This is a genomic window from Streptomyces sp. NPDC027672 (assembly GCF_055566335.1).
This window is the reverse complement of record NZ_JBVHSO010000010.1, coordinates 130,932-144,621: the sequence shown is the minus strand read 5'-3', so window position 1 is coordinate 144,621 and position 13,690 is coordinate 130,932. Positions and strand designations below refer to the sequence as shown.

Annotated in this window: 9 protein-coding genes; 7 read left to right on the top strand and 2 right to left on the bottom strand. The window is 73.4% G+C overall.

Annotated elements, in window-relative coordinates; genetic code table 11:
* Nucleotides 1-107 precede the first annotated feature (107 nt).
* Together ACZ4SV_RS24345 and ACZ4SV_RS24340 are read left to right on the top strand one after the other, a co-directional pair.
* The gene (locus ACZ4SV_RS24345) at nt 108-3,452 is read left to right on the top strand and encodes an FAD-binding and (Fe-S)-binding domain-containing protein (protein WP_468006385.1); all 3,345 of its coding nucleotides are present in this window, start codon (nt 108-110) and stop codon (nt 3,450-3,452) included.
* Nucleotides 3,453-3,597: 145 nt separating this feature from the next.
* Nucleotides 3,598-4,539, top strand: a complete 942-nt coding sequence (locus tag ACZ4SV_RS24340; protein ID WP_365871206.1) for an EamA family transporter — start codon at nt 3,598-3,600, stop codon at nt 4,537-4,539.
* A 113-nt stretch (nt 4,540-4,652) separates the two neighbouring features.
* Here ACZ4SV_RS24340 and ACZ4SV_RS24335 read toward each other — a convergent pair whose 3' ends face one another.
* Nucleotides 4,653-5,480 carry a helix-turn-helix domain-containing protein gene (locus tag ACZ4SV_RS24335; protein ID WP_468006384.1) on the bottom strand — a complete coding sequence of 276 codons (828 nt, stop codon included), beginning with the start codon at nt 5,478-5,480 and terminating at the stop codon, nt 4,653-4,655.
* Nucleotides 5,481-5,590: 110 nt separating this feature from the next.
* Between ACZ4SV_RS24335 and ACZ4SV_RS24330 the strand changes: the two genes are divergently transcribed.
* Nucleotides 5,591-6,367 carry an alpha/beta fold hydrolase gene (locus ACZ4SV_RS24330; protein ID WP_468006383.1) on the top strand — a complete coding sequence of 259 codons (777 nt, stop codon included), beginning with the start codon at nt 5,591-5,593 and terminating at the stop codon, nt 6,365-6,367.
* 139 nt (nt 6,368-6,506) lie between these two features.
* Here ACZ4SV_RS24330 and ACZ4SV_RS24325 read toward each other — a convergent pair whose 3' ends face one another.
* On the bottom strand, nt 6,507-7,358 hold the full coding sequence (locus ACZ4SV_RS24325; protein WP_468006382.1) for a methyltransferase domain-containing protein: 852 nt from the start codon (nt 7,356-7,358) through the stop codon (nt 6,507-6,509).
* A 388-nt stretch (nt 7,359-7,746) separates the two neighbouring features.
* Between ACZ4SV_RS24325 and ACZ4SV_RS24320 the strand changes: the two genes are divergently transcribed.
* From ACZ4SV_RS24320 to ACZ4SV_RS24305, 4 genes are read left to right on the top strand one after another with little or no spacing between them, the layout of a single operon-like run.
* Nucleotides 7,747-8,541, top strand: coding sequence for a TIGR03084 family metal-binding protein (locus ACZ4SV_RS24320; RefSeq protein WP_468006381.1), 795 nt, complete (start codon nt 7,747-7,749; stop codon nt 8,539-8,541).
* Complete coding sequence (locus tag ACZ4SV_RS24315; RefSeq protein WP_468006380.1) at nt 8,538-10,214, top strand: acyclic terpene utilization AtuA family protein; 1,677 nt, start codon at nt 8,538-8,540, stop codon at nt 10,212-10,214. The genes ACZ4SV_RS24320 and ACZ4SV_RS24315 overlap by 4 nt, the downstream gene beginning before the upstream one ends.
* A 13-nt stretch (nt 10,215-10,227) precedes the next feature.
* Nucleotides 10,228-11,826: an acyl-CoA carboxylase subunit beta gene (locus tag ACZ4SV_RS24310; RefSeq protein ID WP_468006379.1), complete on the top strand. Its 1,599-nt coding sequence runs from the start codon at nt 10,228-10,230 to the stop codon at nt 11,824-11,826.
* Nucleotides 11,827-11,834: 8 nt separating this feature from the next.
* Nucleotides 11,835-13,688 carry an acetyl/propionyl/methylcrotonyl-CoA carboxylase subunit alpha gene (locus ACZ4SV_RS24305; RefSeq protein ID WP_468006378.1) on the top strand — a complete coding sequence of 618 codons (1,854 nt, stop codon included), beginning with the start codon at nt 11,835-11,837 and terminating at the stop codon, nt 13,686-13,688.
* Nucleotides 13,689-13,690: the final 2 nt, after the last annotated feature.

The following is a 13,690-nucleotide window of genomic DNA, read 5'->3' as shown; positions in this document are numbered from 1 at the left end:
GATGAGACGAGATCACTGAGACGTGGACTTGTGATGTCGTACGACGATATGGGCGGGGCTGTGGAAAACTCGCGGTGACGGAGCGTGGCCGGATGCATTCTGGACGCATGACGGATCGTGCGGATGTTGCGGAGGGTGCGGGGGGCGCGGAAGCCGCCGGCCTCGCGGGCGCGCTGCGCAAGGCCGTCCGGGGTGAGGTCGGCTTCGATGTCACCGCCCGGGCGCTGGTCACCATGGACGCGTCGAACTACCGGCGGGTCCCGCTGGGCGTCGTCGCGCCCAGAGACGCCGACGACGTGGCGGCCGCGCTGGAGGTGTGCCGGGCGCGCGGGGTGCCGGTGGTGGCGCGCGGCGGGGGCACGTCGATCGCCGGACAGGCGACCGGCACCGGCGTGGTGCTGGACTTCACCCGGCACATGGCCGGGCTGGTGGAGCTGGACCCGGGCAGCGGTACGGCGGTGGTGCAGCCGGGGCTCGTCCTGGACCGGCTCCAGGAGGCCGCCGCCCCGCACGGACTGCGCTTCGGCCCCGACCCGTCCACGCACAGCAGATGCACGCTCGGCGGCATGATCGGCAACAACGCGTGCGGCTCCCACTCGGTGGCCTGGGGCACGACCGCGGACAGCGTGCGGGAGCTGTCCGTCGTCACCGCGCGCGGTGAGCGGCTGCGGCTCGGGCCGGGCTGGGCGGGCGCCCCGGACGGGCTGCGGGCCCTGGCCGAAGGCGACCTGGCCAGACTGCGCACGGGCTTCCCGGACCTGCCCCGCCGCATCTCCGGGTATGCGCTGGACGCGCTGCTGCCCGAGAACGGCGCGGACGTCGCCCGCTCCTTCTGCGGCTCCGAGGGCACCCTCGGCATCCTCACCGAGGCCGTGGTCCGCCTGGTCGAGCCCCCGCGCGCCCGGGCCCTGGCCGTGCTGGGGTACGCCGACGAGGGCGCCGCCGCCGAGGCTGCCGCCGGCCTGCTGCCGCTGCGGCCGCTCACGGTGGAGGGCATGGCCGCCGACCTGGTGCCGGCCGGCGCCGCGCTGCCCCGGGGCGGCGCCTGGCTGTTCGCGGAGACCGGCGGGGCGACGCCGGCCGAGGCACGCGCGCGGGCGGAGGAGATCGTGCGCGCGGCCGAGGTCGTGGACGCCCTGGTGGTGACGGACCCGGCCGCGCAGCGGGCGCTGTGGCGGATCCGGGAGGACGCGGCCGGCACGGCCACCCGGATGCCGGACGGCACGGAGGCCTGGCCCGGCTGGGAGGACTGCGCGGTGCCGCCCGCCCGGCTCGGCGCCTATCTCCGCGAGTTCCGCGCGCTGCTGGCGGCCCACGGACTGCGCGGCGCGCCGTACGGCCACTTCGGGGACGGCTGCATCCACGTCCGCATCGACTTCGACCTGCTCACCGAGGCGGGCGTCGGCCGTTTCCGCCGCTTCTCGGAGGAGCTGGCCGAGCTGGTGGTGGCCCACGGCGGTTCGCTGTCCGGGGAGCACGGCGACGGCCAGGCCCGCGCGGAGCTGCTGCCGCGGATGTACGGCGCGGAGACGGTACGGCTCTTCGAGCGGGCCAAGGCGGTCTGGGACCCGGACGACCTCCTCAACCCGGGCGTGCTGGTCCGCCCGGCCCGGCTGGACGACAACCTCCGCTTCGCGGTGCTGCCCCGCCGCCCGGTCGACGTGGCCTTCGCCTACCCGGCCGACGGCGGCGACTTCCGCGCGGCCGTCCGCCGCTGCGTCGGCGTCGCCAAGTGCCGTACGACGACGGGGTCCGGCCCGGCCGTGATGTGCCCGTCCTTCCGGGCGACCGGCGAGGAGGAGCACTCCACCCGCGGCCGGGCCCGGCTGCTGCACGAGATGCTCGCCGGCGAGCTGGTCACCGACGGCTGGCGGTCCACGGAGGTCCGCGACGCCCTCGACCTCTGCCTGTCCTGCAAGGGCTGCCGCTCGGACTGCCCGGTCGGCGTCGACATGGCCACCTACAAAGCCGAGTTCCTGCACCACCACTACGCGGGCCGGCGCCGCCCCGCCGCCCACCACAGCATGGGCCGCCTGCCCCAGTGGCTGCGCTGGGCGGCCCGCACGCGCACGGCACCGCTGCTCAACGCCCTCGCGGGCGTCGGGCCCCTGTCCCGCCTCGCCAAACGACTGGCCGGGATCACCCCGGAACGCGAGATCCCACGCCTGGCGACACAGACGTTCACGACATGGTGGCGCGACCGCGGCCCGACGACGGCCACCGGGAAACCACCCGCGCGGGGCACGAGCGACTCCTCTGTGCTGGGCACGGGGGACTCGTCCGCGCCGGGGGCTGAGGGCTTGTCCGCGCGGGGCGGGGACTCGCCGACACCGGCCGCCGGGACCCCGGGCCCGGGCCCCGTCGGCAACCCGGTCCCGAGCCCAGCCGAAACTCCGGCGCCGGGTCCCGCTGGGGGTCTGGCTCCCCGTCCGGCCGATACCCCGGCGCCGGGTCCCGCCGAAAGCCCGGCCCCCAGTCCGGCCGGTAACTCGGCACCGAGTCCCGCCGAAATCCCCGCCCCGGGCCCCGTCGGCAACCCGTCTCCGAAGCCCGCCGAACCCCCGACCCCCAAGTCTGCCGAAACCCTGGGCGCGAGTCCCACCGGTACCCCAGCCCCGAGCCCCGCCGAAACCCCGGCCCCAGGCCCCGGAACCCTGGTCGTCCTCTGGCCCGACACCTTCACCGAGCATCTGTCGCCGTCCGTCGGACGGGCCGCCGTCCGGGTGCTGGAGGCCGCCGGGCTGAAGGTGGCCCTGCCGCCGACGCTGCTGCCGCGCCGGGGAGCGATCGGCGACGGCCGGACCAGATCGGCGACCGCGCTGCTCACGGCTCGCCGGGCCCGGGTCTGCTGCGGCCTCACCTATGTCTCCACCGGCCAGCTCGACCGCGCCCGTGCGGTGCTGCGCCGCACCCTGGACCTGATGGAACCGGTGCTCGAAGCCGGGGCCCCGGTCGTCGTCCTCGAACCGAGCTGCGCCGCCGCGCTCCGCACCGACCTCCCGGAACTCCTGCCCGACGATCCCCGCGCCGCCCGGCTGGCCGCCGCGGTCCTCACCTTCGCCGAGACCCTGGAACGGCACGCCCCGCACTGGATGCCGCCCGCCGTGGACCGCCTGGTGGCCGGTCAGACCCACTGCCACCAGCACGCGGTCCTCGGTGACGGCCCCGACCGCCGGCTGCGCGCCGCCGCCGGCCTCACCGGCGAGCTGAGCGGAGGCTGCTGCGGCCTGGCGGGCAACTTCGGCTTCGAACAGGGCCACTTCGACGTCTCCCGGGCCTGCGCGGAGGAGCAGCTCCTGCCGTCCGTACGGCAGGCGGCACCGGACGCGGTGATCCTCGCGGACGGCTTCTCCTGCCGCACCCAGCTGGACCAACTCGGCGGGGTCCACGGCCGGCATCTGGCGGAGGTGCTGGCACAGGCGCTGGACGCGTCCACGGGCGGCGCCCGGTGAGCCCGGCCCGGCATACGAGAGAGGCGCATCTCACCATGCAGTACAGCGGCATAAGGGATTCACACTCCTGACAAGGTCCATTACGCTGGACTCAGAAGTACACGGAGATGTACATGATCTGATCCCTGCCAGCACCAGGACCGCCGTGAACACCGTCAACAGCCCCAGCGCAGCGAACTCCACGTCACCGGCACCGCCGTCTCCGGGTGCTCCGGGCCGCTCCACCGCCCTCGGACCGGTCGGGCTGGTGCTGACGGGCTGTATCTCGGTGCAGTTCGGCGGCGCGCTGGCGGTCACGCTGATGCCCCGGGCGGGCGCGCTCGGCGTGGTGACGCTGCGCCTGCTCGCGGCGGCGGTCGTCCTCCTCGTGGTCTGCCGGCCCCGGCTGCGCGGCCACTCGCGCGCCGACTGGGGCACGGTGATCGTCTTCGGCATCACCATGGGCGCGATGAACGGCCTGTTCTACGAGGCGGTGGCCCGCATCCCGCTGGGTCCGGCGGTCACCCTGGAGGTCCTCGGCCCGCTGACCCTCTCCGTCCTGGCCTCCCGCCGCCTGATCAACGCGCTCTGGGCCGGCCTGGCCCTCGCCGGGGTGTTCCTGCTCGGCGGCGGAGGCTTCGGCAACCTGGACCCCATAGGCGTCGCGTTCGCCGTGGGTGCGGGTGCCATGTGGGCGGCCTACATCATCTTCAGCGCCCGTACGGGCCGCCGCTTCCCGCAGGCCGACGGCCTGGCTCTGGCCATGGCGGTGGCAGCGCTGCTCTTCCTGCCGCTGGGCATCGCCGACGCCGGCACCCGCCTGCTGAACCCCACCACGATCGCCCTTGGTTCGGCGGTGGCCCTGCTCTCCTCGGTCCTGCCCTACACCCTGGAACTGCTGGCCCTGCGCCACCTGCCGGCCTCCACCTTCGCCATCCTCATGAGTCTGGAACCGGCCATCGCGGCCACCGCCGGCTTCCTCATCCTCGACCAGTCCCTCTCCGCGACCGAGGCCGCGGCCATCTCCCTGGTCATAGCGGCGAGCATCGGCGCGGTCCGCACCCAGATAGGCCGAGGCAAGGCCACCTTGCCCACAGAAACCGTCTAAGAGGTCGCACAGACAGGCACGGTGATACCCGGGCAGCGAGGCAGATACGGAGCCCTGACGATCACGGAGTCGCGACGGTGATCATGGGTGGTGCCTTTCTCGGGTGCACCCCCTCACTCGGCGGCCACCGTCGCATGCCACGCACCCGGACGCATGCCTGTCGTCTTGAGGAAGAACACCGAGAAGTTGGACGCGTCGGTGAAGCCGAGCGTGTGGGCGCAGGCGGCCGCGGTGAGGCGGTCGTGTGCGAGGAGCCGTTTGGCTTCCAGGGCGATCCGATCGGCGATGTACGCCTTCGCGCTGCGGCCGGTGACCTGCTGCACCGCTCTCGTGAGGGTGCGGGGGGCGTATCCCAGCGTCCGGGCGTAGTAGCCGACGTCGTGATGTTCCCGGAAGTGCGCTTCGACGCTGGACCGGAACAGCCGGAACACCGGATTGACCGACCGTGCTTCGGCGTGAGGGGGCCGTAGCCGGGCGATGAGCGCGGAGAGCAGGATCTCGGGCAGCTCCGTCGAGACATCCCCGGGTGGGGCGGATGTTTCGAGGAGGAGATGGTCGCGCGCGGTGTCGACGAACGGCCAGTCCGCGTCGGGAATGCGCCAGTGTGCGACCAGGTCCGGGGACGCGACGAGCTCCCGGGTGGCGTGGGTGACCGGAGCGGTCGGCACGAACAGTACGACGTGCCCGGCCACGCCGGCGATGTCGTCCCATCGGTGCACAGCCCCGGGAGCGATCCACACCGCGGACCGCTCCTGGAGCGGGTGGCGGAGGAAGTCCACGGTGACGGATCCGTGCCCGGCATCGACGACGGCGAGGACATGGAAGTCGGCACGCTGTGTCCCGCCGTCGTTCAGCTCGCGAAGGCGGTCGAACGTCATGGTTTCGACAGTGGCGGCCCGGCGCCCGACGGGCTGGTAGGTCATCTGCCGGATCACGGTCATCTGTCCAGTTTCCACCATCAGGTGACCAGTCGTGCCGATGCCCCGGCACAGCGGAAGAGGTTCGATGAACACACAGAAAACCGCCGCAGAACGTTGACCGAGAGAGCACGATGTACACGACGCAGCAACCGCTACTGCCCGTTTACGACCACCGGCCGGGGACCGGACCGACCCTGGTGTTCCTGCACTACTGGGGTGGATCCGCCCGCACCTGGGACCTCGTCGTCGACCGCCTCGCCGGACGCGACATGCTCACGGTCGACTTCCGCGGGTGGAGCCGCTCGAGCCACCTGGCCGGCCCCTACACCCTCCGCCAGCTCGCCGACGACACGCTCGCCGTGATCGCCGACGCGGGCGTCACCGACTACGTCCTCGTCGGACATTCCATGGGTGGCAAGATCGCACAGCTCGCAGCGGCGACCCGGCCCGCCGGCCTCCGCGGGATCATCCTCGTCGGTTCCGCTCCGGCGAAGCCCGCCGTAGAGATCACTCCCGAGTACCGGGAAGGCCTTTCGCACGCCTACGACTCCGACGAGTCCGTCGCCGGCGCACGCGATCACATCCTCACCGCGACCGAGCTGCCCGCATCGATCAAGTCGCAGATCGTGACCGACTCGCGGGCCGGCTCCGACGCCGCCCGCACTGAGTGGCCGCTGCGCGGCATCGCGGAGGACGTCCGCGAGCACACCCGCATGATCAACGTCCCCGCCCTCGTCGTCGCCGGAGAGAACGACCACGTCGAGCCCGTCGACGTACTCGTCAACAACCTGGTGCCCTACCTCTCCGGAGCCGACTTCACGGTGATCCCGAACACGGGGCACCTGATCCCGCTGGAAGCTCCAGCCGATCTCGTCGACGCCATCACGGCCTTCGCACCAGCAGTCTGACCACCTGCACGGCCTGACGATCGACTTCGTCCACGATCATCCGCGGGGCGCCGCCCTGCCCTCCCTGTGCTGCGGGGAAGGCAGGGCGCCAGGCGTGCCTACTGCTCGTCGGTCAGCAGGCGTGTGCGCCCGCTCGTGGTCACCGAGGCCGGTAGGCGGTGGCCAGCACGGAGACGGTCACCCGATCGGGCAGGAAGCCGTCATCGTTCAGATCCGCAGGACTCACGTGGCGTGCGCTCGGCGTCATCGCCACCAGGTCGAGGGCATCCCGCCTGGACAGGATCGCCGGGTACTCCACCTGTTCGGTGACGGCGGTCTCGAAGAAGGGGTCCAGCGCCCGGTGCAGACGCTGTTCCTTGGCCGGGTCGATCGTGACCATCGCGGGCAACCGGCCGCGCAGCTCGGCCAGGTGCCGCCCGGTGGGGCGGACCACGATCAGCCGGCCGGCCGGGCGCAGTATGCGGTGGAACTCGGCCGGGTTGCGCGGGGCGAACACGTTCAGTACGACGTCGGCCACCCCGTCGGCCAGCGGGAAGGGACGGAAGACGTCCCAGGCCACCGCGGCGGCTCGGTCGTGGGCACGGGCTGCCGAGCGCAGCGCGCGTACCGATGTGTCCAGACCCAGACCACGGGCGCCGGACAACTGGTCGAGCACGCCGGCCAGGTAGTAGCCCGTACCGCAGCCCACGTCCACCACCGTGGCCTGCCCGGGCACGGCGTCGGCCGCCAAGCGGGCCCCGGCTTCGCGGAGGGGCGCGTAGGCGCCGGTGGCCAGGAACCGGTCCCGGGCCTGGACCATGGCCGCGTCGTCGCCGCTGGTGGCGCGCGTGCCCGTCAGCAGACTGGCGTAGCCGTGGCGGGCGATGTCGAAGGTGTGGCCCACCGGGCAGCGCAGCGCGCCTCGGTCGGGATGCAGGTGGCGCGTGCGGCACGTTGGGCAGCACAGCAGGTCGAGGGACAGTTCGAGGGCAGGGGGAAGCGACACGGGCACGAGGCACTCCTGGCAAGGGCTGAAGGGAAGGAACCGTGCCTGCACGCACGCTCGGACCGTCACCGCTTCGGAAAGGAACGGCCGGCGTCAGGAGCGTGGTTCACGCAGCAGGCACGCCAAGGAGGGCGACGCCGTCCGGCATCGCCCTCAACGCCTTCCGATCACAGAAAGCAGCAGTGCGGGGTGCTCATGAATGCCACGTCATGAGTCTACGAGCACCGCCGAAGCCCCTGATCTCCCACGGAGTTGGAAGACACGACCTGGTGCGCCCCGCCTGCCGCCCCCGTCACCGCCGCGCCCCCAGCGCACCACCCCACCCCGCACACCCCCCGCCGAAATTAATGCAAGCACGCTTGATTGTTTCTGCCTCCGCTGCCATGCTCCCCCCATGGCCGACCTGATGTCCGTCCTCGACGATCTGCGTGCCGAGAGCGAGGAACTCGACCGTCTCGTATCCGGGTTGAGCCTCGGGCAGTGGGCACTGCCCACTCCCGCGGCCGGCTGGAGCGTCGCTCACCAGATCGCGCACCTCGCCTGGACCGACCGCTCCGCGCTGGTCGCCGTCACCGACGCCGACGCCTTCCACGCGCTGGTGGAGAAGGCACTCGCCGACCCCGGCTCGTTCGTGGACGAGGGCGCCGAGGAGGGTGCCGGGCGGGCCCCCGCCGACCTGCTGACGGCTTGGCGCGCCGGACGCGCGAGCCTGCGCGAAGCCCTGCTCGGCGCCCCGCCCGGCGCCCGGTTCCCCTGGTACGGACCGCCCATGTCCGCCGCCTCCATGGCCACGGCCCGGCTCATGGAGACCTGGGCGCACGCCCTGGACGTCGCCGATGCCCTGGGTGTGGTGCGCCCACCCACCGACCGGATCCGGCATGTGGTCCGGCTCGGGGTGCGGACCCGTGACTTCGCGTACGGCGTGCACGGACTCACCCCGCCGGCCGAGGAGTTCCGCGTCGAACTGAGCGCGCCGTCCGGCGCGGTGTGGGCGTACGGCCCCGAGGACGCCCCGCAACGCGTCACCGGACCGGCCCTCGACTTCTGCCTGCTGGTCACCCAGCGCGCCCACCGCGCCGACCTCGCCCTGACCGCCGTGGGCGCGGACGCGGACCGGTGGCTCGGCATCGCCCAGGCCTTCGCAGGACCGCCCGGCACCGGCCGCCCGCGGAAGGAGGCCGCCCGGTGACACCGCTGCGCATCGGCAACTTCTCCGGTTTCTACGGCGACCGCTCCGACGCCCTGCGCGAGATGCTGACCGGCGGCGAGGTCGACGTCCTCACCGGTGACTACCTCGCCGAACTCACCATGCTCATCCTCGCCCGCGACCGGTTGAAGGACCCGGCCGCCGGATACGCCCGCACCTTCCTGCGCCGGCTGGAGGACTGCCTCGGCCTCGCCCGGGAGCGCGGGGTGCGGATCGTGACCAACGCGGGCGGCCTGAACCCCGCCGGACTCGCCGGCCGCATACGGGAACTCGCCGACCGGCTCGGTCTGCCCGTGCGGGTCGCGCACGTCGAGGGCGACGACCTGACCGCCGCCCACCCCGGCGCCCTCGCCGCCCACGCCTACCTCGGCGGCTTCGGCATCGCCGAGTGCCTGCGGGCCGGCGCCCACGTGGTCGTCACCGGCCGGGTGACCGATGCGGCCCTCGTCACCGGGCCCGCCGCCGCCCACTTCGGCTGGCGTCCCGCGGACCACGACCGGCTCGCCGGTGCCGTCGTCGCCGGCCATGTGCTGGAGTGCGGCACCCAGGCGACCGGCGGGAACTACGCCTTCTTCGGCGAGGGCGACGTACGCAGGCCCGGCTTCCCGCTCGCCGAGATCCACGCCGACGGCAGCAGCGTGATCACCAAGCATCCCGGCACCGGCGGCTTCGTGGACATGGGCACGGTCACCGCCCAGTTGCTCTACGAGACCGGCGGCGCCCGGTACGCCGGGCCCGACGTCACCGCCCGGCTGGACACCGTCCGGCTCGGCCCGGACGGGCCGGACCGGGTGCGCATCGAGGGCGTGCGCGGCGAGGCCCCGCCGCCCGCGCTCAAGGTCGGGCTCAACCGGCTCGGCGGCTTCCGCAACGAGGTCGTCTTCGTGCTCACCGGGCTCGACATCGAGGCCAAGGCGGCCCTGGTGCGCGACCAGCTCGCCGACGCGCTCACCGCGTCACCGCCCCGGGAGGTGCGCTGGGAGCTGGTGCGCACCGACCGGGCCGACGCGGACACCGAGGAGACGGCCAGCGCGCTGCTGCGGCTCGTCGTACGGGACCCGGACCAGCAGGTCGTGGGGCGGGCACTGAGCGGCGCGGCGGTGGAACTGGCCCTGGCCAGCTACCCGGGATTCCATGTGTTGGCACCACCCGGAAAGGGCGCCCCCTATGGGGTGTTCGAGGATGTGTACGTCCCCCATGGTGCCGTCGACCATGTGGCCGTCCTCCACACCGGCCGCCGTGTCCCCGTACCGCCGCCCCCCGAGACCCGGCCCCTGGACCCCGTACCGTCCCCGCCCCTCCCGGAACCCCTGCCGCCCGGCCCCACCCGGCGGGCGCCGCTCGGGCTGGTGGCCGGCGCCCGCAGCGGGGACAAGGGCGGGAACGCCAACGTGGGGGTGTGGGCCCGGACGGACGAGGGCTGGCGGTGGCTCGCGCACACCCTCACCACCGACGCCTTCCGGCGGCTGCTGCCCGAGAGCCGCGACCTGCCGGTCACCCGGCACGTCCTGCCCCGGCTGCGCGCCCTCAACTTCGTCGTCGAGGGCATCCTCGGCGCCGGCGTCGCCGCCCAGCACCGTTTCGACCCGCAGGCCAAGGCCCTCGGCGAATGGCTGCGCTCCCGCCACCTGGACATCCCGGAGACCCTGCTGTGACGGAGACCCCGCTGTGACGGTTCTGCAGACCGCTCTCGACCCCACCGGACCCGACTACCGCGCACACCGCGAGGCGATGCTCGCCAAGCTGGCCGCGCTGGAGGGCGAACACGCCAAGGCGCTCGCGGGCGGCGGCGAGAAGTACGTACGACGGCACCGGGAGCGCGGCAAACTGCTCGCCCGCGAGCGGATCGAGCTGCTGCTCGACCCCGACACCCCGTTCCTGGAGCTGTCGCCGCTGGCCGCCTGGGGCAGCGAGTACCCGGTCGGCGCCTCCCTGGTCACCGGCATCGGTGTGGTGGAGGGCGTGGAGTGCCTGATCACCGCCAACGACCCGACCGTGCGCGGCGGCGCCAGCAATCCGTGGAGCCTGAAGAAGGCCCTGCGCGCCAACGACATCGCCCTGGCCAACCGGCTGCCCTGCATCAGCCTGGTGGAGTCCGGGGGTGCCGACCTGCCGTCCCAGAAGGAGATCTTCATCCCGGGCGGCGCCATCTTCCGCGACCTCACCCGGCTGTCCGCCGCCGGCATCCCGACCATCGCCGTCGTCTTCGGCAACTCCACCGCCGGCGGCGCCTACGTCCCCGGCATGTCCGACCACGTCATCATGGTCAAGGAGCGGGCGAAGGTGTTCCTCGGCGGGCCGCCGCTGGTGAAGATGGCGACCGGCGAGGAGAGCGACGACGAGTCGCTGGGCGGCGCCGAGATGCACGCGCGCGTGTCCGGCCTCGCCGACCACTTCGCGCTGGACGAACCGGACGCGCTGCGCCAGGCGCGCCGGGTCGTGGCCCGCCTGAACCACCGCAAGGCGTACCCGGACCCGGGCCCCGCCGAGCCGCCCGCGTACGACCCGGAAGAGCTGCTGGGCATCGTCCCGGACGACCTGAAGATCCCGTTCGACCCGCGCGAGGTGATCGCGCGGATCGTGGACGGCTCCGACTTCGACGAGTTCAAGCCGTCGTACGGCACGAGCCTGGTCACCGGCTGGGCCGCGCTGCACGGCTATCCCGTCGGCATCCTGGCCAACGCCCAGGGCGTGCTGTTCAGCGCCGAGTCGCAGAAGGCCGCCCAGTTCGTGCAGCTCGCCAACCAGCGCGACATCCCGCTGCTCTTCCTGCACAACACCACCGGCTACATGGTCGGCAAGGAGTACGAGCAGGGCGGGATCATCAAGCACGGCGCCATGATGATCAACGCGGTCGCCAACAGCCGGGTGCCGCACCTGTCGGTCCTCATGGGCGCCTCCTACGGCGCCGGGCACTACGGCATGTGCGGCCGGGCCTACGACCCGCGGTTCCTGTTCGCCTGGCCCGGCGCCAAGTCCGCCGTGATGGGCCCGCAGCAGCTCGCCGGCGTGCTGTCGATCGTCGCCCGGCAGTCGGCGGCGGCCAAGGGACAGCCGTACGACGAGGACGCGGACGCCGCCCTGCGCGCCATGGTGGAGCAGCAGATCGAGTCCGAGTCGCTGCCGATGTTCCTGTCCGGGCGGCTGTACGACGACGGCGTCATCGACCCGCGCGACACCCGCACCGTCCTCGGCCTGTGCCTGTCCGCCCTGCACACCGCGCCGTACGAGGGCGTGCGCGGCGGCTTCGGCGTCTTCCGGATGTGAGGGACCAGATGATCTCCAGTGTGCTCGTCGCCAACCGGGGCGAGATCGCCTGCCGGATCTTCCGCACCTGCCGTGAGGCGGGGATCCGGACGGTCGCGGTGCACTCCGACGCCGACGGGAACGCGCTGCACGCGCGCGTGGCCGACGCGGCGGTACGGCTGCCGGGCGCGGCGCCCGCCGAGACGTACCTGCGCGGCGACCTGATCGTGCGGGCGGCCCTGGCGTCCGGCGCCGACGCCGTGCACCCGGGCTACGGCTTCCTCTCCGAGAACGCCGGTTTCGCCCGCGCCGTCCTCGACGCCGGCCTGGTCTGGATCGGCCCGCCCCCGCAGGCCGTCGAGGCCATGGCGTCCAAGACCCGCGCCAAGCGGCTGATGGGCCTCGCGCCCCTGGACCCGGCCGCGGTGACCGAGGGCGACCTGCCGGTCCTGGTGAAGGCGGCGGCGGGCGGCGGGGGGCGCGGGATGCGGATCGTGCGCCGCCTGGAGGAGCTGGAGGCGGCGCTGGAGGGCGCGCGCGCCGAGGCCGCGAGCGCCTTCGGCGACGGCGAGGTGTTCGTGGAGCCGTACATCGAGCACGGCCGCCATGTGGAGGTGCAGATCCTCGCCGACACCCACGGCACGGTCTGGCCGCTCGGCACCCGCGACTGCTCGCTCCAGCGCCGCCACCAGAAGGTCGTCGAGGAGGCCCCGGCGCCCGGACTCACCGAAGGGCTCGTGAAGGAGCTGCGCACGCTGTCCGTGCGCGCCGCCCGCGCCGTCTCGTACGTCGGTGCCGGCACGGTCGAGTTCCTGGTCGCCGACGGCCGCGCCCACTTCCTGGAGATGAACACCCGCCTCCAGGTCGAGCACCCCGTCACCGAGGCCGTGTACGGCATCGACCTGGTCGCCGAACAGATCCGGATCGCCGAGGGCCACGCCCTGGCGAAGGAGCCGCCCCCGGCGCGCGGCCACGCGATCGAGGCCCGCCTGTACGCCGAGGACCCCGCGCACGGTTGGGCGCCCCAGACCGGCACCCTGCACCGTCTCGCCGTACCGGACGGAGTCCGCCTGGACACCGGCTACACCGACGGCGACACCATCGGCGTCCACTACGACCCGATGCTCGCCAAGGTCGTCGCCCACGCCCCCACGCGCGCCGAGGCGGTCCGCAGGCTCGCCGGCGCGCTGGAGTCCGCCGCGGTGCACGGCCCGGTCACCAACCGGGACCTGCTGGTCGCCTCCCTGCGCCACGAGGAGTTCACGGCGGCCCGCATGGACACCGGCTTCTACGACCGCCACCTCGCCGCCCTGGCCGAGCCCGCCGCCGACCCGTACGCCCCGCTGGCCGCCGCCCTCGCCGACGCCCACGGCCGCTCCCGCTTCGGCGGCTGGCGCAACGTCCCCTCGCAGCCGCAGGTGAAGCGGTACGCGATGGCCAGCCAGGAGCACGAGGTCCGCTACCGGCACACCCGCGACGGCCTCGCGGCCGACGGCGTGCGGGTCGTGCACGCCGACGCGCGGCTCGTCGTCCTCGACGTGGACGGCGTACGGCGCAGGTTCACGGTCGCCCGCTACGGCGACCAGATCCACGTCGGCACCACCCGCCTCACCGCCCTGCCCCGCTTCCCCGATCCGGTCGCCCGGCTCGCACCGGGTTCCCTGGTGGCCCCCATGCCGGGCACGGTCGTCCGGATCGCCGAGGGGCTGGCGGAAGGGGCAACGGTTCGGGCCGGCCAGGGCCTCATATGGGTGGAGGCGATGAAAATGCAGCACCTGATCTCCGCCCCGGTGGCGGGCACGCTCACCGCCCTGCACGCCGAACCGGGCCGGCAGGTGGAGCCGGGCACCTTGCTCGCCGTCGTACAGGAACCCTCTTCCTAGGA

Coding starts and splice junctions, on each gene's coding strand:
- ACZ4SV_RS24335 (WP_468006384.1), bottom strand. CDS start 5,480: ATGACCGTGATCCGGCAGATGACCTACCAGCCCGTCGGGCGCCGGGCC.
- ACZ4SV_RS24305 (WP_468006378.1), top strand. CDS start 11,835: ATGATCTCCAGTGTGCTCGTCGCCAACCGGGGCGAGATCGCCTGCCGG.
- ACZ4SV_RS24320 (WP_468006381.1), top strand. CDS start 7,747: ATGGCCGACCTGATGTCCGTCCTCGACGATCTGCGTGCCGAGAGCGAG.
- ACZ4SV_RS24345 (WP_468006385.1), top strand. CDS start 108: ATGACGGATCGTGCGGATGTTGCGGAGGGTGCGGGGGGCGCGGAAGCC.
- ACZ4SV_RS24330 (WP_468006383.1), top strand. CDS start 5,591: ATGTACACGACGCAGCAACCGCTACTGCCCGTTTACGACCACCGGCCG.